At 66.6% G+C, this 19,723-nt stretch carries 19 protein-coding genes; 10 read left to right on the top strand and 9 right to left on the bottom strand.

The window, feature by feature from the left end; all coding sequences use genetic code 11:
* Window positions 1-74: 74 nt before the first annotated feature.
* Both ACGLHR_RS30790 and ACGLHR_RS30785 read left to right on the top strand, forming a co-directional pair.
* On the top strand, window positions 75-1,292 hold the full coding sequence (locus tag ACGLHR_RS30790; RefSeq protein ID WP_400098402.1) for a CaiB/BaiF CoA transferase family protein: 1,218 nt from the start codon (window positions 75-77) through the stop codon (window positions 1,290-1,292).
* Between the two features lie 97 nt (window positions 1,293-1,389).
* A complete protein-coding gene (locus ACGLHR_RS30785; RefSeq protein WP_318233201.1) occupies window positions 1,390-1,674 on the top strand; it encodes a hypothetical protein in 285 nt (94 codons plus the stop codon).
* A 122-nt stretch (window positions 1,675-1,796) separates the two neighbouring features.
* Here ACGLHR_RS30785 and ACGLHR_RS30780 read toward each other — a convergent pair whose 3' ends face one another.
* On the bottom strand, window positions 1,797-2,450 hold the full coding sequence (locus tag ACGLHR_RS30780) for a peroxiredoxin (protein WP_400098400.1): 654 nt from the start codon (window positions 2,448-2,450) through the stop codon (window positions 1,797-1,799).
* Window positions 2,451-2,840: 390 nt separating this feature from the next.
* Between ACGLHR_RS30780 and ACGLHR_RS30775 the strand changes: the two genes are divergently transcribed.
* Window positions 2,841-3,221, top strand: coding sequence for a VOC family protein (locus ACGLHR_RS30775; protein WP_400098398.1), 381 nt, complete (start codon window positions 2,841-2,843; stop codon window positions 3,219-3,221).
* Window positions 3,222-3,244: 23 nt separating this feature from the next.
* On the opposite strand, the gene ACGLHR_RS30770 is transcribed toward ACGLHR_RS30775, so the two are convergent.
* Window positions 3,245-4,636 (bottom strand): PLP-dependent aminotransferase family protein, encoded by a 1,392-nt coding sequence (locus ACGLHR_RS30770; protein WP_400098396.1) that lies wholly within the window; start codon window positions 4,634-4,636, stop codon window positions 3,245-3,247.
* 112 nt (window positions 4,637-4,748) lie between these two features.
* On the opposite strand from ACGLHR_RS30770, the gene ACGLHR_RS30765 reads away from it, so the two are divergent.
* The 3 genes from ACGLHR_RS30765 to ACGLHR_RS30755 all read left to right on the top strand — a co-directional run bounded on the left by ACGLHR_RS30765 (window position 4,749) and on the right by ACGLHR_RS30755 (window position 8,148).
* Complete coding sequence (locus ACGLHR_RS30765) at window positions 4,749-6,035, top strand: hydroxymethylglutaryl-CoA reductase, degradative (protein ID WP_400098394.1); 1,287 nt, start codon at window positions 4,749-4,751, stop codon at window positions 6,033-6,035.
* A 175-nt stretch (window positions 6,036-6,210) separates the two neighbouring features.
* Window positions 6,211-6,720: a hypothetical protein gene (locus ACGLHR_RS30760; RefSeq protein ID WP_400098392.1), complete on the top strand. Its 510-nt coding sequence runs from the start codon at window positions 6,211-6,213 to the stop codon at window positions 6,718-6,720.
* A 39-nt stretch (window positions 6,721-6,759) separates the two neighbouring features.
* Entirely contained in the window at window positions 6,760-8,148 is a 1,389-nt protein-coding gene (locus tag ACGLHR_RS30755) for a tripartite tricarboxylate transporter permease (protein ID WP_400098391.1), read from the top strand.
* 46 nt (window positions 8,149-8,194) lie between these two features.
* Here ACGLHR_RS30755 and ACGLHR_RS30750 read toward each other — a convergent pair whose 3' ends face one another.
* Window positions 8,195-8,707: a tripartite tricarboxylate transporter substrate-binding protein gene (locus ACGLHR_RS30750; RefSeq protein WP_400098389.1), complete on the bottom strand. Its 513-nt coding sequence runs from the start codon at window positions 8,705-8,707 to the stop codon at window positions 8,195-8,197.
* Between the two features lie 302 nt (window positions 8,708-9,009).
* On the opposite strand from ACGLHR_RS30750, the gene ACGLHR_RS30745 reads away from it, so the two are divergent.
* Together ACGLHR_RS30745 and ACGLHR_RS30740 are read left to right on the top strand one after the other, a co-directional pair.
* A complete protein-coding gene (locus ACGLHR_RS30745) occupies window positions 9,010-10,152 on the top strand; it encodes a tetratricopeptide repeat protein (protein ID WP_400098387.1) in 1,143 nt (380 codons plus the stop codon).
* The gene (locus tag ACGLHR_RS30740; protein ID WP_400098385.1) at window positions 10,149-10,349 is read left to right on the top strand and encodes a hypothetical protein; all 201 of its coding nucleotides are present in this window, start codon (window positions 10,149-10,151) and stop codon (window positions 10,347-10,349) included. The genes ACGLHR_RS30745 and ACGLHR_RS30740 overlap by 4 nt, the downstream gene beginning before the upstream one ends.
* 21 nt (window positions 10,350-10,370) lie before the next feature.
* Here the strand turns inward: ACGLHR_RS30740 and ACGLHR_RS30735 are convergent, their stop codons facing one another.
* From ACGLHR_RS30735 to ACGLHR_RS30725, 3 genes are all read right to left on the bottom strand, one after another.
* Entirely contained in the window at window positions 10,371-10,865 is a 495-nt protein-coding gene (locus tag ACGLHR_RS30735) for a hypothetical protein (protein ID WP_318233185.1), read from the bottom strand.
* 86 nt (window positions 10,866-10,951) lie between these two features.
* Complete coding sequence (locus ACGLHR_RS30730; protein ID WP_400098383.1) at window positions 10,952-11,200, bottom strand: GlsB/YeaQ/YmgE family stress response membrane protein; 249 nt, start codon at window positions 11,198-11,200, stop codon at window positions 10,952-10,954.
* Window positions 11,201-11,260: 60 nt separating this feature from the next.
* Window positions 11,261-11,443, bottom strand: a complete 183-nt coding sequence (locus ACGLHR_RS30725) for a hypothetical protein (RefSeq protein ID WP_318233184.1) — start codon at window positions 11,441-11,443, stop codon at window positions 11,261-11,263.
* Between the two features lie 238 nt (window positions 11,444-11,681).
* Between ACGLHR_RS30725 and ACGLHR_RS30720 the strand changes: the two genes are divergently transcribed.
* Entirely contained in the window at window positions 11,682-12,590 is a 909-nt protein-coding gene (locus tag ACGLHR_RS30720; protein WP_400098380.1) for a DMT family transporter, read from the top strand.
* Between the two features lie 7 nt (window positions 12,591-12,597).
* On the opposite strand, the gene ACGLHR_RS30715 is transcribed toward ACGLHR_RS30720, so the two are convergent.
* Window positions 12,598-14,553, bottom strand: coding sequence for a methyl-accepting chemotaxis protein (locus ACGLHR_RS30715; protein ID WP_400098378.1), 1,956 nt, complete (start codon window positions 14,551-14,553; stop codon window positions 12,598-12,600).
* A 357-nt stretch (window positions 14,554-14,910) separates the two neighbouring features.
* On the opposite strand from ACGLHR_RS30715, the gene ACGLHR_RS30710 reads away from it, so the two are divergent.
* Complete coding sequence (locus ACGLHR_RS30710; RefSeq protein ID WP_400098376.1) at window positions 14,911-15,162, top strand: hypothetical protein; 252 nt, start codon at window positions 14,911-14,913, stop codon at window positions 15,160-15,162.
* A gap of 20 nt (window positions 15,163-15,182) precedes the next feature.
* On the opposite strand, the gene ACGLHR_RS30705 is transcribed toward ACGLHR_RS30710, so the two are convergent.
* Window positions 15,183-18,665, bottom strand: a complete 3,483-nt coding sequence (locus ACGLHR_RS30705; RefSeq protein ID WP_400098374.1) for an error-prone DNA polymerase — start codon at window positions 18,663-18,665, stop codon at window positions 15,183-15,185.
* A 21-nt stretch (window positions 18,666-18,686) separates the two neighbouring features.
* A partial coding sequence (locus ACGLHR_RS30700; protein WP_400098372.1) for a DNA polymerase Y family protein occupies window positions 18,687-19,723 on the bottom strand: 1,037 nt, incomplete at its 5' end.

Here is a 19,723-nt window from a genome sequence, read left to right as displayed (position 1 = left end):
TTGGCATTAGCGAATTGCATGGCCGGCCGATCCGGCGAATGATGCGGGATCTCCTTACTCCGGGTGGCAAGCACATGAGCGCAATTCTCGACGGCATCAAGGTACTCGACCTCACGCGGGTGGTAGCCGGCCCATGGGCCACGCAGAACCTGGCCGACATGGGGGCCACCGTCTACAAGATCGAGAAACCCGGCGACGGCGACGACACCCGCAAGATGGGCCCGTTCCTGACCGATGCGCAGGGCGCGGTCACCAACGACTCGGCCTTCTACCTGGCCTGCAACCGCGGCAAGCAGTCAGTCACCATCGACATTTCCCAGCCGGAAGGCGCCGAACTGGTTCGGCAACTGGCCGCCCGCTGCGACGTGGTGGTGGAGAACTACAAGGCCGGCAGCCTGAAGAAATACGGCCTCGACTATGAATCCATCCGTGCGCTGCGCCCCGACATCATCTATTGCTCGGTCACCGGTTTCGGCCCGGACGGCCCCTACGCCGCCCGCCCGGCCTACGACTTCATCCTGCAAGGCATGGCCGGCCTGATGAGCACCTGCGGCCAGCCGGACGGCAGCCCCGGCGGCGAGCCGATGCGCACCGCCATCCCCATCACCGACATCCTCACCGGCCTGTACGCCACCGTCTCCCTGCTGGGCGCGCTCTACCACCGCCAGGCCACCGGCGAAGGCCAGTACATCGACGCCGCCATGCTCGACGCCTCGGTCGCCGTCAACGGCCACCTGGCGCTGGGCTACCAGATGACCGGCAAGCTGCCCCGGCGCGCCGGCAACAGCAACCCGGTCGCCGCGCCCTCCGAAGTCTTTGCCTGCAGCGACGGCCACCTGATCATTGCCTCCGGCAACAACGGCCAGTTCGCCGCGCTGTGCAAGCTGCTCGGCATTCCCGAGCTCGCCGCCGATCCGCGCTACGTGCAGAACGCCAACCGGGTTGCCAACCGCGATACGCTGCGCGCGACGATTGCCGAGCGAGTGGCCTCCTGGAACGCGGCTGACCTGCTAGCGTCGCTGGAACGCGCCGGCGTGCCGGGCGGCCCGATCAACGAGCTCGATGAAGTGTTCGAGGATGCGCAGGTGAAGCATCGGGGCCTGTTGGTGCAACTGCCGCACGGGCGCGGCGTGGATGCGCCGAGCCTGCGCAGCCCGATGCGGTTCTCGGCAACGCCGGTGGAGATGCGCTGCCCGCCGATGCTTGGCGAGCACACGGACACGGCCCTGCGGGCGGAGCTGGGCTTGAGCGACGGTGATGTCGCAGGCTTGAGGGAGCGGGGAATCCTGTAGTTGGCCACATTGCGTGCGCCGCGCAACGCTGAGAATTGACGCGCCCCGGGAACGGGTACATCCTCTGGATATACTCTTCCCATCAGCGGAGCAGGCCATGACCTCAAACGAATTCACCTCGTTCAAGGCACACTTGTCCATGTTGCTGCGCGACCTCCCGGTCGGAACCACGGCGGACCTCGCCGACGTGGCCGTGGCGGCGTACTGGGATGGCACGCGGATCGTCGGCACCTACCTGCGCGACGGCGGGCGGCTGGACGAGGCCTTCGATTTCGACGAAAACGCCTGGGAGAACTGGCACGACGACTTCGTCGACTGGCTGGCCACGCCGAGCTTCACGCAGCGCGATGAACTGAGGACTTCCCTGTCGGGTGCAGGGTGACGGCCGCATGCGCGCTGGCCAGGACATCCTGCAGGCCATCGCGCTCGCGACATGGCAAAGCGCCGCCCTCCTGCCGGAGGATCGGCGCCACCATCTCGCCGCGAGGATCTCCGGCGCGTGCCTTACTTCGGCTGCGATACCACCCGCAGATACGGCTTGAGCGTCTTGAAACCCTGTGGATATTTCTTGTTGGCGTCGTCGTCGGAGACCGAGGTGGGGATGATCACGTCTTCACCCGGTTTCCAGTTCACCGGCGTAGCTACCGTGTGTTTTGCATTGAGCTGCAGCGAATCCAGCAGCCGCAGCACTTCGTCAAAATTGCGGCCGGCGCTCATCGGATAGACGAGCATCGCCTTGACTTTCTTGTCCGGCCCGATCATGAACACCGAGCGCACGGTGGCATTGTCCACGGCAGTGCGCGGCCCGCCACTCGCGTTCGGATGGATCATGTCATAGAGCTTTGCGACCGTGAGATCGACGTCGCCGATCATCGGATAATTCACGGCGTGGCCCTGCGTTTCCTCGATGTCCTTGACCCACTTCTGGTGGTCGGCGACCGGGTCCACGCTCAGGCCGATGATCTTGGTGTTGCGCCGGTCGAATTCCGGCTTGAGCCTGGCCATATAGCCCAGCTCAGTGGTACAGACCGGGGTGAAGTCCTTCGGATGGGAGAACAGGATGGCCCATTTGTCCCCAATCCACTCGTGGAAGTTTATTTTCCCTTCCGTGGTATCAGCGGTGAAATCGGGAGCTTCGTCACCGATGCGAATCGACATATTCAACCTCCATTTCGTGGGTGGATGTCTGGCAGCGGCCGTCATGGTAGCGGCTGGCGCCCGTACGCTGCCCTGAGCTTCGGCGCGTCTAGCTCAGTATAGTGGGCTGTGACGATGCGCCAAGGTGGATGCGGGCCACACAAGCGTTACGCCCGCGGCATGCAGCCTTGTTCACAACGCCACCGCAGCGGCCAGGCCCATCCCGCCTCAAGTACCGTTTTCCACACTTGCTACAGATCGATGAAGGCCGCTGCTCTTTCCCCATCGACGCGGGCTGCCGAGAGGCTAGGGCAGGCGAGAAGGCTTAGACTGGCGGCACTAACGATATTTACCGCAGATATCTACCGCAGCGATCGGGAGCCCAGGGCTCCTGCAAAACAGGAGCAATGCATGGCGATTGTCGGGATGAACCACTTCACCGTACTCACCGCGGCGCTGGAAGACAGCGTGGCGTTCTATACCGAGGTGCTCGGCTTCGAGACCGGCGAGCGCCCGCCGTTTTCGTTTCCAGGCGCGTGGCTTTATGCGGCGGGCGCCCCCATCATTCATCTGGTGGCGAAAGACAAGCTACCGGTATCCACCGCGGGCGTGCTGGATCACATGGCGTTCAGCGCGACCGATCTGCGCGATTTCGCGAATCACCTGCGGCAGCTGGATATTCCATTCAACCTCGGGCGGCAGCCTGGCACCGGTATCTGGCAGCTTTTCCTGCATGACCCCAACGGCGCGAAGATCGAACTGGATTTCGATCCGCAGGAACCGCAGCCCTGAGTGCTGCGCGGCCATGCGTTGCCCTAACGACCCAGCGCGCCGCGCACCGCCGCCTCGAACCGTGGATCCAGCACCGCGCCCACATTGAAGCGCGACCACGGCGAAGTCGCCTCGGAGTCCACGCGAAAGACGCGGCCCGGGGCAATCACGACCTTCTGCGGCAGCAGCCGCTCCGCCAGGACCAGTGAGTCATCCACGTCCGGCAGCGCGCCCCACAGGTACAAGCTCTGCTCCGTGCGGGCAAAGATGCGCGCATCCAGCCTGTCGAACAGCGCCAGCGCCTTGTCCGTAGCCTCCGCCAGGCGGGAGCGCAGCTTGGTGATGTAGCGCTGGTAGCGCCCTTCGCTCAGGATCACATCGACGGTGCGCTCGCAGTACTCCGAGCTGCTCACGTGGATCAGCGCCTTGAGATCGGCGAGATCGCTCGCAAGATCGGCGCCGCAGGCAATGAACCCTACCCGCAACGCGGCGGAGAAGGATTTGGAGAAGCTGCCGATGTAGATGGTCCGCTCCAGTTGATCGAGCGCTGCGAGCCGGGGCAGCGTGGTGGGCTTGAAATCCGCCAGCGCATCGTTCTCCACCAGCAGCAGGTCGAACTTCTGCGCCAGCTGCAGCACGCGGTAGGCCTTGGCGGCGGAGAGGTCCGAGCCGGTCGGGTTGTGCGCGACCGACTGGGTGAAGAACAGGCGTGGCCGTTCCTGGATCAGCAACTGCTCAAGCGCCTCCAGGTCAGGCCCATCGGCAAGGCGCGGCACGCCGACAATCCTGACGCCGGCCAGCTTGAGCTTGCCGAACAGCGGGTAGTAGCCGGGATCGTCGACCAGGACCGTCGCGCCGGCCGGCAGGAAATACCGGATCACCAGGTCGAGCGCGTCATTGGCGCCGTGCGTCAGCACGATCTGCCGGGGATCGGCGCCGATGCCCAGGTCGCCCAGCTTGCGCACCAGGTGGTCGCGCAGGGGCCCGTATCCGAAGCGATTGCCGTAGCGGAACAAGGCACCCAGGCCGGTGCGCACCACCTTGTGGTGGTACTTGTCCAGGCGCGCTTCCGAAAGCCATTCCACCGGCGGAAAGCCGTCGCCCACCGCCAGCACGTCAGGGCTGCTTTTCAGTTGCTCGCGCATCAGCCAGACAATGTCCATCGCGCGCCGCAGCGAGCCGGCATCCTCGTCCTGCGGCGCCCTGGCTGGGCGCTCGAGCACGAAGTAGCCCGCGCCGCGGCGAGGCTCGACCAGCGCGCGCCCCACCAGGATCTCGAATGCGGCAACGACCGTGTTCTTGCTGTACCGGTGCAACTGCGCCAGCTCCCTGAGCGAGGGCAGCTTGTCGCCGGTACGGTAAGCGCCCTCGACAATCTGCCGCTCGATGGAATCGGCCAGCGCGGTGGCAATCGAAGGGGCTTTGGGGTTCGTCATCGGCTTGTGCTCCCGGGGGGCAGGATCAAACTGTCCCGCCCAACTGTACCTTTTTATGCTGGTACAGTGTACCTAAACTGTCTCCATTCCAATACCACTCACGGAGACACCGATGGTTACCGATTCCCGCCTGCCTAATTTCCGCGCCATGACGCCGGCCCAGCGCCTGGCCTATGTGGGCGACGCCGCTGCCTTGTCGGCGGACGAGATCCGGCTCGTGGCCGAGCCTGGCGCCCTGAGCGTCGAACTCGCCAACGGCATGATCGAGAATGTGATCGGCACGTTCGAGCTTCCATTTGGTGTTGCGGGCAATTTCCAGGTCAATGGCCGCGATGTGCTGGTGCCGATGGTGGTGGAAGAACCCTCGGTGGTGGCCGCGGCCTCGTTCATGGCCAAGCTGGCGCGCGAAAGCGGCGGTTTCGAGACTTCCAGCACCGGTCCGCTGATGCGGGCGCAGGTGCAGGTCCTGGGCATCACGGACCCTTACGGCGCCCGGCAGGCCGTGCTCAAGCAACGGGCGGCGATCCTCGACTTGGCAAACAGCCGCGACAAGGTGCTGATCGGCCTTGGCGGCGGCTGCAAGGACATCGAGGTCCACGTCTTCCCCGATACGCCGCGCGGAGCCATGGTCGTAATCCACCTGATCGTGGACGTGCGCGACGCCATGGGCGCCAACACGGTGAACACCATGGCCGAAGCGGTTTCGCCGCTTGTCGAGAAAATCACCGGTGGCTCGGTGCGGCTGCGCATCCTCTCCAACCTGGCCGACCTGCGGCTGGCGCGTGCCCGCGTGCGCTTGACACCGGAGGTGCTCGCCACCAAGGAGCGCAGCGGCGCCGAGATCATCGAAGGCGTGATCGACGCTTATACCTTTGCCGCCATCGACCCCTACCGGGCCGCCACGCACAACAAGGGGATCATGAACGGCATCGACCCCGTGATCGTGGCGACCGGCAATGACTGGCGCGCGGTCGAGGCCGGCGCCCATGCCTATGCCTGCCGCGGCGGCCGCTATACGTCCCTGACGCACTGGGAGAAGGACACCGGCGGCGCCCTGGTCGGCACGATCGAAATGCCGATGCCGGTGGGCCTTGTCGGGGGCGCCACCAAGACGCACCCGCTGGCGCGGCTGGCGTTGAAGATCCTCGATGTCAGATCCGCCCAGGAGCTCGGCGAGACTGCGGTCGCGGTCGGCCTGGCGCAGAATCTTGGCGCGCTGCGGGCGCTGGCTACCGAAGGCATCCAGCGCGGCCACATGGCCCTGCATGCGCGCAACATCGCGTTGGTGGCAGGCGCCACCGGCGACGAGGTCGACAGCATTGCGAAGCGCATGGCCGAGGAGAAGGACGTGCGCACCGATCGGGCCGTGGCGTTGCTGGCGGAACTCAGGAACCGGTAAGTACCGCGCTTTGCAGGTAAGAAGCCGTACAGCAGAACAGCAGGACAGCAGTGCGGCACTACAGCAGTACAACCGCAGCGAAAGACAAAAACTAAGGCTGGCATCGACGCGCACGCGCACATCAGCACATCAGCACATCAGCACGTAGATGCCAGCCACATCCGGAGACATGCAAATGAAAACACCGCAAGCGCCATCGGCGCGGCGTCTCGTCGAGGTTTGGGGAGACACCGCGGATACCCGGCACCTGGCGTGGTCGATCGCCATCGGGGCCGTGGTCAGCCTGACGGGATTCCTGATCGCCAGCCGCGTGCTCAGCGGGCTGGTCAAGACACCGGAGCTGGCGCGCGCCTACGCCATGCTGGCCGGCCTGGCGGGCTGCCTGCTTGCGGGCGTCATCTGCGCCTGCCTGTTCCGGCCGAAGCGCGAAGTGATCGAGGGCGAATCCGCCGACCCGACCTGGCGCGAGGAAGTGCTGGACAAGCTCGCGGAGGAAGCCGGCGGGCTCGGCGCCATCGCGGACCTTCCCCCGTCGGTGGTGCAGGAACTCAAGGAGCTGCAACTCTATGCGCTTTTCGCAGCCCGTGAGCGCCGCAACGGCGTGCCACTGCCGGCAGCGGACATTGCGCCCCCCACACCCCCCACGCCCACCACGCCCGTCAGCCCCCGGTCCAACCTGGCTTGAACGCCTGCCCACGGATATCCAGGATATCGAAGGTTCATCATGATCGAATCTGCACTGCTTACCCACATCCTTATTGCCGCCGGCATGGGGCTGGCCGGCGCCGTCGTCTTTGCGGCGATCGGCCTGATCTCCGGCACCGATGAAACCACCACGCTGGCTCCGCTGACGCTGCTGGTGGTGTTGCTGGGCGTGCCGCCCGAGGGGGTGTTCACGTTCTTCCTCGCCGGCGCTGTCGCCAAGCACATGACCCACGCCATCCCGACAGCATTGCTCGGGATTCCCGGCGACACGATGGCCACGCCGCTGCTGCAGGACGCGAACCACCTGCGCAACCTGGGCGTGCCCCACATCGCGTTGCGCAAGATGATCTCCGGCGCTCTCATCGCGGCGTTTATCGCCGTGCCGCTGGCCGTGCTCTTCGCCGTCTTGCTCGCGCCGTTCGGCGCGGCGATCACCAAGGCAGCGCCGTGGATCTTCGTGGTGGCCGCCGTGATCATCGCTTACAGCTCCGCCGGCAGGTGGGCTTCCGTGGCCACGCTGGTGCCCTTTGTCGTGGTGATCGTGGCGTTGCAGACGCTGACCGCGAAATTTGGCGTCAAGCTGAGCATCAGCTATTTCCTGGGCATCGCCATCGGCCCGCTCATTGCCGATCTGTTCTCGTCCATCTCGCCGGTGGATCGCCCGCGCATGCAGCGCGACCGCGTGCGGACGTTCGCGCTGGCGCCTGACGTCAAAGGCTGGTCGGGGTATTTCCCCAATCCCTTCAAGGTGCTGGATCGCAGCCAGGTGAAATGGACCGTGGCCACCGCCACCGTATCGAGCGCGACGTTCGTGTTCAGCCCGGTCGCCATGACCGTGGTCCTCGGCGAAATCGTGGGAGCACGGGTCAAGCACGCCTATCATCGCCTGACCACCGTCCTTAGTGCGCGAAATGGCATCACGGAAGCGACCTACATTGCGGAGGCCCTGATCCCTCTCATCGCCTTCGGCCTGCCGCTCAGCCCGGTTGCCGCCGGCCCCGCCGCGCCGCTGTTCAATGCGCCGCCCGTGTACACCGTGGACGCGGGCGCAGGGCAGACGCACAACCTGCACAACCTGCTGAACCACTGGGAGTTCCTGGGATACGGGCTGATGGCCGTGCTGCTCGCGGCGCTGGTGTCCTACCCGTTTGCCATGAACTACGCGCGCAGCGCCGCCCTGTTCGTGTCGCGCAAGGTGTCGCATGAAGCCATCATCGCCACCTTCGTCGGCTTGATCCTGGTGATCAGCGTCTGGGAGGGCCAGTTCCTTGGCCTGCTGGTCATCCTGACCATGGGGCTGCTGGGCGGGCTGCTCTCCAGGGCGATCGGGTTCAACACCGGCGTGCAGTTCATGGGCTACTACACCGCCGTGCTGACGGTGCCAGCGCTGCTCAAGCTGATAGGCTAGCCGCCGAACGGGCCAAAGCCGCGCGCCATGGCGACGGCTGTCCCCTTCACTCGAGGTGGATGCCGCCCTTCCTGACCACCCCGCCCCACCGCCCGGCTTCTTCCTTGATAAATGCCTGGAACTGGTCGGGCGTCCCGCCCACCGGATCGATCCCGTACTCGATCAGCCGCGCCTTCACGTCCGGCTGGTGCAGCACGGCGTCCATTTCGGTCGAGAGCTTTGCCAGCACCGGCTTCGGTGTCCGGGCGGGCGCGATCAGGCCGATCCAGCTGCTGGCCGTCACCGCCGGGTAGCCTGCCTCGGCCATGGTCGGCACGTCGGGCGCGGCTGGCCAGCGCGCGGGGCTGGTAATCGCCAGCGCCTTGAGCTTGCCGGCTTTCACCTGCGGCATCATGGTCTGCACGGAATCGAAGATCATCGCCACCTGCCCGGAGAACAGGTCCGGCAGCGCCGGCGACACGCCCTTGTAGGGCACGTGGGTCATCTTGATGCCGACGGCTTGCGAGAACAGCTCGCCGGCCAGATGCGCGCCGGCGTGCCCTACCTGCCTGGAGGTCATCGCAACTGCATGACCTACGGGTTTCGTGGTGAGGCCTCTGACCTCGCATGCGGTGCGCGTTCGGCCATCTGCCGTTCGCGGCGCGAGGTGCTGCGCCGTTTCGGGTGTAGCTGGTTTCGTGGTTTTGTCTCTCGCGGCGGGCGTCCTGCCGGTTGATGCCCTGCACACAAAATCCCGTACAGGCCCGTGGCCGCCGCCGAATTACGCCAAAAATATAAAAACCGATAAAATCACCACTCACGCGAGATTCCGGCCAAGCCGTCCTCTCAGAAACTCGCCCAAACCCTTCAATTCCATAGGCAATGAGAAGCAACCAGCTGTATCTGAAAACCGCCATCCTCTTATCCGTTGCCACCCTCTGCACCACCGCCCTGGCCCGAGACTACCGTCCGCCCGGTACGCTTGGCGAAGGCTCGCAATTGCATCGCTTCGTGCTGCGCGATCCGGCCACCGGCCATCCCCTGCCCGAGGCCCGTTACCGCTTGTTCCTGCCGGGCCAGCGGATCGCCGGCATCATCCCCAAGTCGGATGAGCAGGACAGCGTGATCTTTGGGGTGACCGACAAGCAAGGCAATACCGTGTCGGTGCGGCTGCCAAAGCGCTATCTCAAGGACAAGTGGATCCTCAACCCGATCGTCGGCGAGGGAGATTTCGGGGAGGCGTTCTCGATGCGCGGCGAGACCAGCAACCATCCCATGGCCGGCCTTGCCTACGTGCTCGACCTCAAGGACGGTTTCCTGTTCTGCAACAGGACGGATAGCCGCGGCTATACCTACTATGCGCAAAGCTACAAGGCCCAGACGATCAGTCTGGACTATGCGTTTGGCAGCATGGAACCGGCCCAATATGCCTGGTGCAAGCGCCAGTCCGCTACCATCGCCGCCCTGCCCGCCAGCGCCGGGCCGGCGGCCGTCTTCCGGCAGATGCTGGCTAGCTACGAGGCCGGCAAGGACGAACTGGGCGCGGATTTCCAGGCGCGCGTGCGGCGCAAGCTGATCGACCTGGCGATCGCCGGCCGGGACAACAGGCAGCTGGATATCGCGCTTGGCCTGGCGCCGCTCGCAAAGGAGAGCCTGAACGAGGTCGGCTATGCGCTGGTCGATGCGAACTGGATGGTCGGGCGCGGCATGGCCATGATCGACGAGGCGCTGGCTCAGACGCCGGACAACCCTTTTATCCTCGACAGCAAAGGCTGGGCGCTATTCCGACTGGGCCAGCCCGAGCAGGCGCTCGGCTACATGGAGCAATCGCTGGCCGCCTTCGGCGAGGGTACCGAGGCCGACCTGGGTGCGCGGGTGGAAGGCCTGGTGCACAAGGGCGAAGTGTTGTGGCAACTGGATCGCCAGGACGAGGCACGCGCCGCGTTTGCGATGGCGACCCACTTGTCGCCCGATGACGAGAACCTGCTGCGCACGCTGGCGCGGCTGCAGGTGGAAATGCCTTGAAGACGCCGCCCCGTGCCGAGCGCTCGGGGCGCATGCAACACCAATGGGGCCAGATCGAAGTCACCGGCTCCTTCGTGAAAGTGCGAAGCCCGGCCGCGCAGGCCGAGCTGAACAAGCTGCGGCAAGGCTTGAAGGACCAGGCCAAGGAAGTGAAGCTGGCGCAGGCCCACTTGCGGGCCGTGATGCCGGGGAACTGACCTTTGGATCAGGCCAGGCACTCAGCCCTGCTGGTGTTCCTTGAACTTGGCCAGCGCAATGGCCAGCGCGGCGCTCCCGATGGTCTTGACCAGCGTGGGGTGCTGCGCGTAGAAGCCGGCGATCTGGTCGACGATGCCCGGATGGACCTGCTCGGCGTGGGCGGCGATCTCCTGCACCTGCGCCGGGGTCAGCTGGCTGGCCTGCTCGGGCGTGACCTGGGTCGCGCCGGGCTGCAGCAGATTGCCGAGAGCGCCGCCTGCCGCGCCGGACAATACCGCCGGGCCTAGCGTTGCCAGGAGCTGGTTAAGCATGCCCGCCTGCTGCGTGCCATTGGACTGGCCGAACAACTCCCCCACCATATTGCCGAAGGCCGGAGTCTGGTCCGAGCGGAAAGCGCCGGCCAGCAACTGGCCAAGCGCGCCCTCCGGGGCGTTCTGCGCGATGTGGTCCACCTGCTGCTCGGGGTTGCCGCCAAGGGCGGAGGCTGCGTTCTGCAAAAAATCCATCAGGCTCATGATCGGGTTCCGTGATCTGCGTTGCGGGTGCTGCTTCTTGCTTCTTGGTTCTTGCTCTTGGAGTCTAGCCGTCGACAGCTCGGGGCCTAGCTCTTCTTGCTGATCAGGTGATAGGCCAGCAGCAGGATCACCGCGCCTACCACGGCGCCGATAAAGCCTGCCGATTGCCCCGGGCGATACCAATGCAGGGCTTGCCCGAGAAAGGTGGCCGCCAACGCGCCGCCAATGCCAAGCGCGGCCGTCAGGAAGAACCCGCTAGGGCCGTTGCCCGGGGTAATGGCGCGCGCTAGGAGCCCGGCAATGAAGCCGATGAGAATGGTCCAGATCAGGTGCATGGCGTCAGGAGAAAAGAAAAAGGGATGCGCCCCCAGCGGAGCGCACCCTGAACCCGCGCATTACTGCGCGGCGGACTTGGCCGGCGTTGCCGCCTTGGTATGCTTGGTGCCGTGTGCCTTGTTGCTCTTGTGCGCGCTCTTCTCGACCTTGGCAGGCGCCTTGGGGGCGTCGGCGGCAGGCGCCTGGGCGAACGCGCCGGCAGCAAAGAGTCCGAGGGTCAGGATGGCGAGTACCTTCTTCATGTTTATCTCCAGGTGAGGCGCGCAACTTGCGCGTTGCCTGTAAAAACGGCCCGGTGGCAGCGCGTGTTGACAGCGAATACACAGCGCTATGTAACAGTTCGTATCCGGATGGTGGGGAGACTAGCGCAAGGCATCCGCCAATGACACGCAGGTGACAATCGTTTGCAATTGGCACCTGCGGCATAATGCCGGCAGAAAACAGAACAACAAGAATACGAACAGGACGACAACCGTTCCGATGACTGCTTCCGCCACCGGCCGCGCCCGGCTCGACTGGACCACGCTTGGCCTGCTGACCTTCCCCCCGCTGAGCTGGGCGGGCAACGCCATCGTCGGCCACTACGCCGCCGGCGCCATCCCGCCGATCACGCTGAACTTTGCCCGCTGGGCGCTGGCCGGGCTGCTGCTCGCACCCTATGTCTGGCGAGGCGTGCGCGAGCATGCCGCCACGCTGCGGCAGCATGCCGGCGTGATTGCCGCGATGGGCATGCTCTCCGTCTCGGTCTACAACGCCGTGCAGTACCTGGCGCTGACCACCTCGTCGCCGATCAATGTCACGCTGATCGGCGCTTCCGCCCCGATCTTCCTGTTGATCATCGGCGCGCTATTCTTCCGCGAGCGGGTGCGCGGCTGGCATGTGGCGGGCGCCCTGCTGTGCCTGGCCGGCGTGGGCGTGGTAATGCTGCGCGGGGAGCCCGGGCGGCTGGCCCAGCTGGATTTCGTGGCCGGCGATTTGTTCATGCTGGCGGGCACCATCACCTGGAGCGCTTACACCTGGCTGCTGCGCAAGAAGCGCCCGGACTTGCCGCTGGCGGTGCTGCTGTTTGCGCAGATCGTGGCGGGCGTGCTGGCCAGCGTGCCGTTCGTCGCCTGGGAGTTGCTGTCAGCTAGCGCGCCGATCCACTGGAACGGCAAGGTGCTCGGCATCCTGGTCTATGTGGCAACGATCCCTTCGCTGCTGGCCTACTTTGCCTGGGACCGTGCCATTGCCCGCGCCGGGGCGCAGTTGCCGGTGTTCTTCTTCACGCTCACGCCCGTCTTTGCCGCGCTGATGTCTTCCGCGCTGCTGGGCGACTGGCCGCGCTGGTATCACGCGGCCGGCCTGGGCGCCATCGTGGCCGGCATCTGGATCGCCAACCGGCGCTGAAGCGATACTAGGCCGCGCTTACCGGATCCAGCCGGAACACGGCCATCGAGCGCTCCATGCGCTGCGCTTGCTCCTTGAGCGCATCGGCCGCGGCGGCGGCCTGCTCGACCAGCGCCGCGTTCTGCTGCGTTACCTGATCCATCTGCGTCACGGCCTGGTTCACCTGGGCAATGCCGCTGCTCTGTTCCTGCGACGCGCGGCTGATCTCGTCCATCATGGCGGTTACGCGCTTGACCGCGGCGACGATGCTGTCCATGGTGGCGGTGGCGTCGCCGGCCAGCGCCGAGCCGGCCGCCACCCGCTGCACCGATTGCGAGATCAGCGTGCGGATCTCCTTGGCGGAGCTGCCGGCGCGCTGCGCCAGGCTGCGCACCTCGGTGGCCACCACGGCAAAGCCGCGCCCGTACTCGCCGGCGCGCGCTGCTTCCACCGCAGCGTTGAGCGCCAGGATATTGGTCTGGAACGCGATACCATCGATCACCGCGATGATGTCGACGATGCGTTTGGAGTCGGCCTCGATCTCGCCCATGGTCTGCAGCACGCGGCCCACCGAGGTCCCGCCGGCCACCGCGATGTCGGAGGCCTCGCCCGCCAGCACGCTCGCCTGGTCCGCGCTGCTGGCGTTCTGCCGCACGATCGCGGTGAGCTGCTCCATGCTGGCAGCGGTCTGCTGCAGCGACGAGGCCTGCTCCTCCGTGCGCTGCGACAAATCCAGGTTGCCTTGCGCGATCTCGCCGGCGGCCACCAGCACGTTGCGCGCGCCGGCCTTGGTATCGCCGATCAGCGCGCGCCAGTTGTCCACCAGCGACAGCAGGTGCCGCTTGACGTGGCTGAGCTCGTCGCTGCCACGTACCTCCAGCGTGATGGCCAGGTCGCCGGCGTTGATCCGGTCCACCATGCTGGCCACTTGCCGCACGTCATCGCGCATGCCGCGGCTGAAGCCGGCGAACAGGTAGAACGCCGCGCCCACGGCCAGCAGGGCCACCCCGGCCAGCACCTCAAGCTGCAGCATTTCGGCGGCGATGCGCTGCTCCAGCATGTCGTGGGCAATCCCAGAGAATGCCTTGTTGACCGAGGAGACCGCGTTGATGGCGGCCGTCGCTTCGTCAAAATAGGGCTTGGCCTCGATGGCGATGCCGCCGCTGCCGAGCATCTTTTCCTTCAGCGTGCGGTAGAAGGCGTCCATGGCGGCCAGTTGCGCCAGCGCGCCTTCCACCCGCGGGCGATACGCCGGAGCGCCGCGCATCACGCGGTCGATGTCGCGCCGCACGGATTCCAGGCCGTCCTGGATCTGCTCGCTCAGCGCGGCCAGCTCGGCTTGCTGCGCCGCGTCAGAGTATCCGCCCTGGCTGATGATGGCCGCGCCCCTGCCGCGCGCCAGCGCGCTCAGCTCGGCCAGCTTGGGCATCTGCCCCACCATCAGCGTCACCAGGTAGTACGAGCCGCTGTCGGGATCGAGCGCGAGCGAAGAGCGGTCCGCCACATCGCCGATAAACAGCCGCGTCTGCTTGACCAGCGCGCTATGCGTATCGAACAGCGGGCCGGCTGTAACGTTCAGGCCCGTTTCATGCATGCGTTGCCATGACTGCTCAAGCTTGCGTGCGTCCGGCATGACATCGAAGCGCGCCGCCTCGCCCGCTTGCTGCATCAGCGCGCCAAGGTGTGCGGCGGCCTTCGCATCCGCGCCGTCAAACGTGGCGCGAAACGCCGCGTTGCCAGCGAGCACGGCATTGGCCGCGCCGCGACGGACCTGCGTCTCGCGCATGAAATCGAGCGCGCGGTCGACGATGGCCAGGCCGCGCAATTCGTCCTGCGAGGCGCGAATCGATTGCGCCGACAGGCTCAGCACCGCATAGAGCGCGCCGCCGAGCGGAATGAGGAACAGGATGGCCAGCAACAGCAGCTTGCGGGTAATGGTGAGGCGCGCCATCAGGCGCACGGCGGGGGAGAGAAAAATGGCCATGAGGATCCCGAATAATTCGCTTGCATGGGTCTTGTATCGGCCGGCTCAACGCTGACTGAAGCGCGTTTTCGCGACTTTTTTCGCACGCACAAGGGCGGGGCGGAAACGGCACAAAGCAGGTGCAGGATGCCCGCTAAACGGGCGAAGAACCAACCCATGAGAGCAAGGAGCGGAGATCAGGCTGACACAATACAGACGCAAAACCGACGTACAACGAAGGGACCGCGAAAGCAGCGCGGCGGGCTGGCAAGGATGATTAGAAACACCTGAACCAATGCCGCTGAGCACTGTCTTTCCGTAGGCAGGTTCTGCCCCTGCCGGGCCGCACGATCAGGATTTCAACCCCAGGAGATGGCGATGTTAAGCCCCCACGAATTTGCCACCTTGCTGCTGGTCCACGATGTACAGGATCGACTGGAACTCGATCCCGTGGACCTGGAAGCACTGCTCGAACGCGGCCTCGTGTCGCTGGAGGAATGCGCGGCCGACCGCTGGTGTCCGCGCATTACCGAGCACGGCTACGCGCTGCTGCGCGCGGTCGGCTGGCAGGGGGAGATGAACCGCACGCGGCGCTGGGAGGCACGTGGGCAAGAGGCGCCCGCGCAATAACGTCGTAGCGCGGTGAATAGTCAGTGAAAATCGCGGCTGGACACCATCAGGCGGCCCAGCAGCGGGCTCAGGTCCACCAGTTCCTGTGCCACAAGATGCCTGACCTCCCCCTGGCGCTGCCACGTGCCGATCACCCCCAACAGCTTCGCGCCCAGCACTTCCTTGCGCTGGCGCTCGATCAGGTCGGGCCACAGGATCACGTTGATGGCGCCGGTCTCGTCCTCGATCGACGTAAAGATGGTGCCGCCGGCCGTGGATGGCCGCTGCCGCACCGTGACGATGCCGCAGGCGCGCACCTGCCGGTTGTTGCCGCAGCGGGACAAGTCCTGCGCCGTGGCGTATTGCATCGCGGCGAGCCGCGGCCGCAGCAGCGCCAGCGGATGCGACTTGAGCGACAGGCCCGTGCTGGCGTAATCGGCCGCCACCTCCTCGCCCAGGCGCGGCGCCGGCAGCGATAGCTCGCTCTCGGCCGGCGGCGCCTCATAGAGCAGGTCGTGATGCGCGGCCTGCAGCGCGGCGGCGCGGGCCTGCCAGCGCGCCTGGCGGCGATGCCCGGCGAGGCTGGCCAGCGCATCGGCCGCGGCCAGCGCATCGATGTCGTGCCGGTCCAGCCGCGCGCGCAGCACCAGGTCTTCCACGCTGGCGAACGGCGCCTCGGCGCGGGCCCGTTCGATGCGCCCGGCCGCTGCCTCGCGCATGCCGTTCACGCGGTTCAGGCCAAGCCGCACCACCGGCTGAGCGCGCTGGCGGGCGCGCGCTGCCGCACCGCTCGCCGCAGGCTCCAGCGTGCTTTCCCAGCCGCTCACCGTCACGTCCACCGGATGCGTGCGCACGTGGTGCCGACGCGCATCCTGCACGAGTTGCGACGCCGAGTAGAACCCCATCGGCTGGCTATTGAGCAGCGCGCACAGGAAGGCCGCCGGATGGTGGCACTTGATCCACGCGCTGATATAGACCAGTTTGGCGAAGCTGGCGGCATGGCTTTCCGGGAAACCGTATTCGCCAAAGCCCTCGATCTGCTTGCAGATGGCCAGCGCAAAAGCCTCCGGGTAGTTGTTGCGGGTGAGCGCTTTGACCAGCGCATCCTGGTGCTGCTTGAGGTCGCCCTTGCGCCGCCACGCCGCCATGGAGCGGCGCAGATGGTCGGCCTGCCCCGGCGTAAAGCCGGCGGCGTCGATGGCCAGTTGCATCACCTGCTCCTGGAAGATCGGCACACCGAGCGTGCGGCCCAGCACGTCCTTGATCACCTGGTTGTGATACACGGGGGGCTTGCCGGTGCGCCGCACCTGCTCGCGCCGCTTCAGGTAGGGATGCACCATGCCGCCCTGGATCGGCCCGGGCCGCACGATGGCGACTTCCACCACCAGGTCGTAATACTTGCGCGGCAAGAGGCGCGGCAGCATCGACTGCTGCGCGCGCGACTCCACCTGGAACACGCCGATGGTGTCGGCGGCGCAGATCATGTCGTAGGTTTGCGGATCCTCCTTGGGCACGTCTTCCATCCGGTACGGCGCGCCCGAGCGCGTGGGGATCATCGCGAGCGCGCGCCGGATGGCAGAGAGCATGCCAAGCGCCAGCACGTCCACCTTCAAGAGGCCGAGCGACTCCAGGTCGTCCTTGTCCCACTGGATCACGCTGCGGTTTTCCATGGCCGCGTTCTCGATCGGCACCAGCCGCGACAGCTTGTGGCGCGCAATGACAAAGCCGCCCACGTGCTGCGACAGATGGCGCGGAAAGCCGCGCAGCTGCGTGGTCAGGCTGGCCCACTGCCGCACCGCCGGCGCGTCCGGGTCCAGCCCGTACTGCGAAATGCGCTCCAGGAAGGTCTTGCCGCCATCCCACCACGCCTGCCCCTTGACCACCTGCTCGATCACGCTGGCATCGATGCCCAGCGCCCGGCCCACGTCGCGCAGCGCGCTGCGCGAGCGATAGGTGATCAGCGACGCCGCCAGCGCAGCGCGGTGGCGGCCGTATTTCTCGTAGATGTACTGGATGACTTCTTCGCGCCGCTGGTGCTCGAAGTCCACATCGATATCCGGCGGCTCGTCGCGCTCGCGCGAGAGAAAGCGGCCGAACAGCAGGTTGGCATCCTCCGGATCCACCTCGGTGATGAACAGGCAATAGCAGACCAGCGAATTGGCGGCCGAGCCGCGCCCCTGGCACAGGATGCCGCGGCTGCGGGCAAAGCGCACGATGTCGTGCACGGTGAGGAAGAACGGCTCGTACTGCTTCTCGCGGATCAGCGCGAGCTCTTCCTTCAGCTGCTTGCGCCATCTCGGACTGAGGCCTTTGGGAAAGCGCCGCAGCACGCCTTTCATGGTCTCGCGGCGCAGGTAGCCAAACGGCGTCTCGCCCGGGGGCACCAGCTCCTCCGGGTACTCGTAGCGCAGCGACGCCAGCGAGAAATCGCACAATGCGGCGACCCGCAGCGTCTGCGCCAGCGCCTCGCGCGGGTACAGGCGCGACAAGCGTTGGCGCATGCGCAGGTGCTGCTCGGCATTGGGAGCCAGCGCCATGCCGCACTCGGCCAGCGGCTGGCCCACGCGGATCGCGCTCAGCACGTCCGACAGCGGCTTGCGCGAGCGCACATGCATGGTCACCGCGCCGGATGCCACCAGGGGCACGCCGGTAAGCGCTGCGGCTTGCTCCAGCCGCAGCCGGTGCGTGGCATCGGCATAGCCCTGCAATTGCTCGAGCGCGATCCAGCCGCGCTCGCCAAACGTCTGCTGCATCCATTGGGCATGCTGCAGCAGCTCGGCGGGGTCCGGGCAATACGCGGGCAGCAGCAGCGCCAGGCAATCAGGCATGCCGCGCAGGTGGGCCTGGTCCGGCTGCGGCGCGGCGATGTCGTCGGGATGCAGCGCATAGGCGCCCTTTTGCACGCGTGTGCGGCCCAGCGTGATCAGCTCGCTGAGGTTGCCAAAGCCCTCCCTATCCTGCGCCAGCAGCACCAGCCGCAGCACGGGCTGGCCCGCGTGGTCGGTGAGCGTGAAGCGGCTGCCGATCAGCAGGCGGAAATCCTGCGCGGCACGGGCCAGGGCTAGCAGGCGTTCATGGCGGCGCAGGCGGGCCTGCATGGCTTCATCGGCGCTCCCGGTGGCAGTGGCGTCCGGCACGGCGGGGAATTCGCCGTCCGCCTGATGCTCGCCGTCTTCGTGGTCGCCCTCCTCCGGTTCGTCCGTGGGCTCGTCCTCATCTTCATCCAGTCCGGCGGCCAGCCGTGCCGCGCTGCGCTCGGCCGCATCGCGGGTGCGTTCGCGCAGGTCCTTGAGCGCGTGGTGCGCGCGGGCCGTGCCCGCCACCGAACATTCATCGGTCAGCGCCAGGCCGCGATAGCCGAGCGCAAACGCACGCTCGATCAGCTCGACCGGATGCGACGCCCCGTCCAGGAACGTGAAATTGGAGATGCAATGCAGCTCCACATAGTCGGGCAACGCCGGCAGCAGCGCGCAAAGCGCCGGCGGCAAAGCAGAAAACGAAGGGGTGGCTGGCTGGCTCGACATGGCAAAGACTCAGGCAAACGCTCAGGCAAACAAGCCGTGCAGGAACCAGCGGTACTCGCCGCTTTCCTCGCGCCCGGGGCGCTGGCGATAGACCCAGCAACGCAGCCCGTCCGCCCGCTCCGCAACGAAGTAATCGCGCGTGGCCAGCGCGCCGTCCCACCAGCCGGATTCGATGCGCTCCGGCCGCGAGAGCAAGGTCAGCGGCCCGCCGTGACAAGGCCGATGGCGCTGCACGGTGAGCGCGTTGGGCTGCTCCATCAGCCACAGCGGACGCTCCGGCATGCCCGCCGGGGCACGCGCCGCCTCGCGCGAGGCGCGGGCCGGCATCTCATCCACCGGGCACCAGCGGTTGGCGCGCTCGGGCCGGTGGTCCGCCAGCGGCTGCGGTTGCAGGACGTTCTCCCGGCCCAGCCGTGCCATCAGCGTATCGAGCACGCGGCCCAGCTCCGCCGGCGTGCCGCCCGGCTCGGGAAACAGCGCATCGCTCTGCGGCAGGCAGGTCTGGACCGACTCCACCACCAGCAGCAGGCTCACCGCCGGCACGCGGAACTGCACCTTGTCCAGCCGCTCCTGCAGCAGCTTGGACAAGTGCGCCGGATCGCGGCTGGGCTGCGCCAGGCTGATCGTCACCGGCGTGGCCGGCGTCTCGGTGCCGAGCCGGTAGCGCTCATGCTCCAGCCGCAGCACGAGATGCGTCACACCCGCCTGCTGCACGGCCAGCCAGCCGGCCAGCGCCAGCAGCAAGCGCTGCGCGCCCGCCATCACGCCCTGGACGGATTCGGTTCGGCCCGGCAGCTCCATGCGCTGCGAGAAGGTGGCTGGCGCGCTGAACCACGTAAAGCGCACCGGCACCTCTCCATAGGCCTGGTCCAGCCGCGCCAGCAGGTCCGGCCCCAGCCGGCGCCGCAGGCCGGCGCGTGGCAGGCCCCGCACCTCGCCCACGGTCCGGCAACCGATGCCATCGAGCCAGCCCTCGTCCGCCAGCCCTTGCAGCATGCCCACCGGTAACCGGTCCAGCAGCCGCGCCATGCGCTGCGGCCGCACCGCGCGCCGCGCCG

It is taken from the genome of Cupriavidus sp. CuC1 (genome assembly GCF_044627735.1).
Lineage (GTDB): Bacteria > Pseudomonadota > Gammaproteobacteria > Burkholderiales > Burkholderiaceae > Cupriavidus > Cupriavidus ulmosensis.
The sequence above is the reverse complement of the archived record's forward strand: the minus strand, read 5'-3'. Positions and strand labels throughout refer to the sequence as shown.

What these genes read in the sequence shown, in the direction of transcription:
- ACGLHR_RS30765 (WP_400098394.1), top strand. Translation starts at nt 4,749, where the DNA reads ATGGTTACCGATTCCCGCCTGCCTAATTTCCGCGCCATGACGCCGGCC.
- ACGLHR_RS30725 (WP_318233184.1), bottom strand. Translation starts at nt 11,443, where the DNA reads ATGAAGAAGGTACTCGCCATCCTGACCCTCGGACTCTTTGCTGCCGGC.
- ACGLHR_RS30730 (WP_400098383.1), bottom strand. Translation starts at nt 11,200, where the DNA reads ATGCACCTGATCTGGACCATTCTCATCGGCTTCATTGCCGGGCTCCTA.
- ACGLHR_RS30745 (WP_400098387.1), top strand. Translation starts at nt 9,010, where the DNA reads ATGAGAAGCAACCAGCTGTATCTGAAAACCGCCATCCTCTTATCCGTT.
- ACGLHR_RS30705 (WP_400098374.1), bottom strand. Translation starts at nt 18,665, where the DNA reads ATGTCGAGCCAGCCAGCCACCCCTTCGTTTTCTGCTTTGCCGCCGGCG.
- ACGLHR_RS30755 (WP_400098391.1), top strand. Translation starts at nt 6,760, where the DNA reads ATGATCGAATCTGCACTGCTTACCCACATCCTTATTGCCGCCGGCATG.
- ACGLHR_RS30785 (WP_318233201.1), top strand. Translation starts at nt 1,390, where the DNA reads ATGACCTCAAACGAATTCACCTCGTTCAAGGCACACTTGTCCATGTTG.
- ACGLHR_RS30780 (WP_400098400.1), bottom strand. Translation starts at nt 2,450, where the DNA reads ATGTCGATTCGCATCGGTGACGAAGCTCCCGATTTCACCGCTGATACC.
- ACGLHR_RS30720 (WP_400098380.1), top strand. Translation starts at nt 11,682, where the DNA reads ATGACTGCTTCCGCCACCGGCCGCGCCCGGCTCGACTGGACCACGCTT.
- ACGLHR_RS30775 (WP_400098398.1), top strand. Translation starts at nt 2,841, where the DNA reads ATGGCGATTGTCGGGATGAACCACTTCACCGTACTCACCGCGGCGCTG.
- ACGLHR_RS30715 (WP_400098378.1), bottom strand. Translation starts at nt 14,553, where the DNA reads ATGGCCATTTTTCTCTCCCCCGCCGTGCGCCTGATGGCGCGCCTCACC.
- ACGLHR_RS30735 (WP_318233185.1), bottom strand. Translation starts at nt 10,865, where the DNA reads ATGAGCCTGATGGATTTTTTGCAGAACGCAGCCTCCGCCCTTGGCGGC.
- ACGLHR_RS30770 (WP_400098396.1), bottom strand. Translation starts at nt 4,636, where the DNA reads ATGACGAACCCCAAAGCCCCTTCGATTGCCACCGCGCTGGCCGATTCC.
- ACGLHR_RS30760 (WP_400098392.1), top strand. Translation starts at nt 6,211, where the DNA reads ATGAAAACACCGCAAGCGCCATCGGCGCGGCGTCTCGTCGAGGTTTGG.
- ACGLHR_RS30790 (WP_400098402.1), top strand. Translation starts at nt 75, where the DNA reads ATGAGCGCAATTCTCGACGGCATCAAGGTACTCGACCTCACGCGGGTG.
- ACGLHR_RS30710 (WP_400098376.1), top strand. Translation starts at nt 14,911, where the DNA reads ATGTTAAGCCCCCACGAATTTGCCACCTTGCTGCTGGTCCACGATGTA.
- ACGLHR_RS30750 (WP_400098389.1), bottom strand. Translation starts at nt 8,707, where the DNA reads ATGACCTCCAGGCAGGTAGGGCACGCCGGCGCGCATCTGGCCGGCGAG.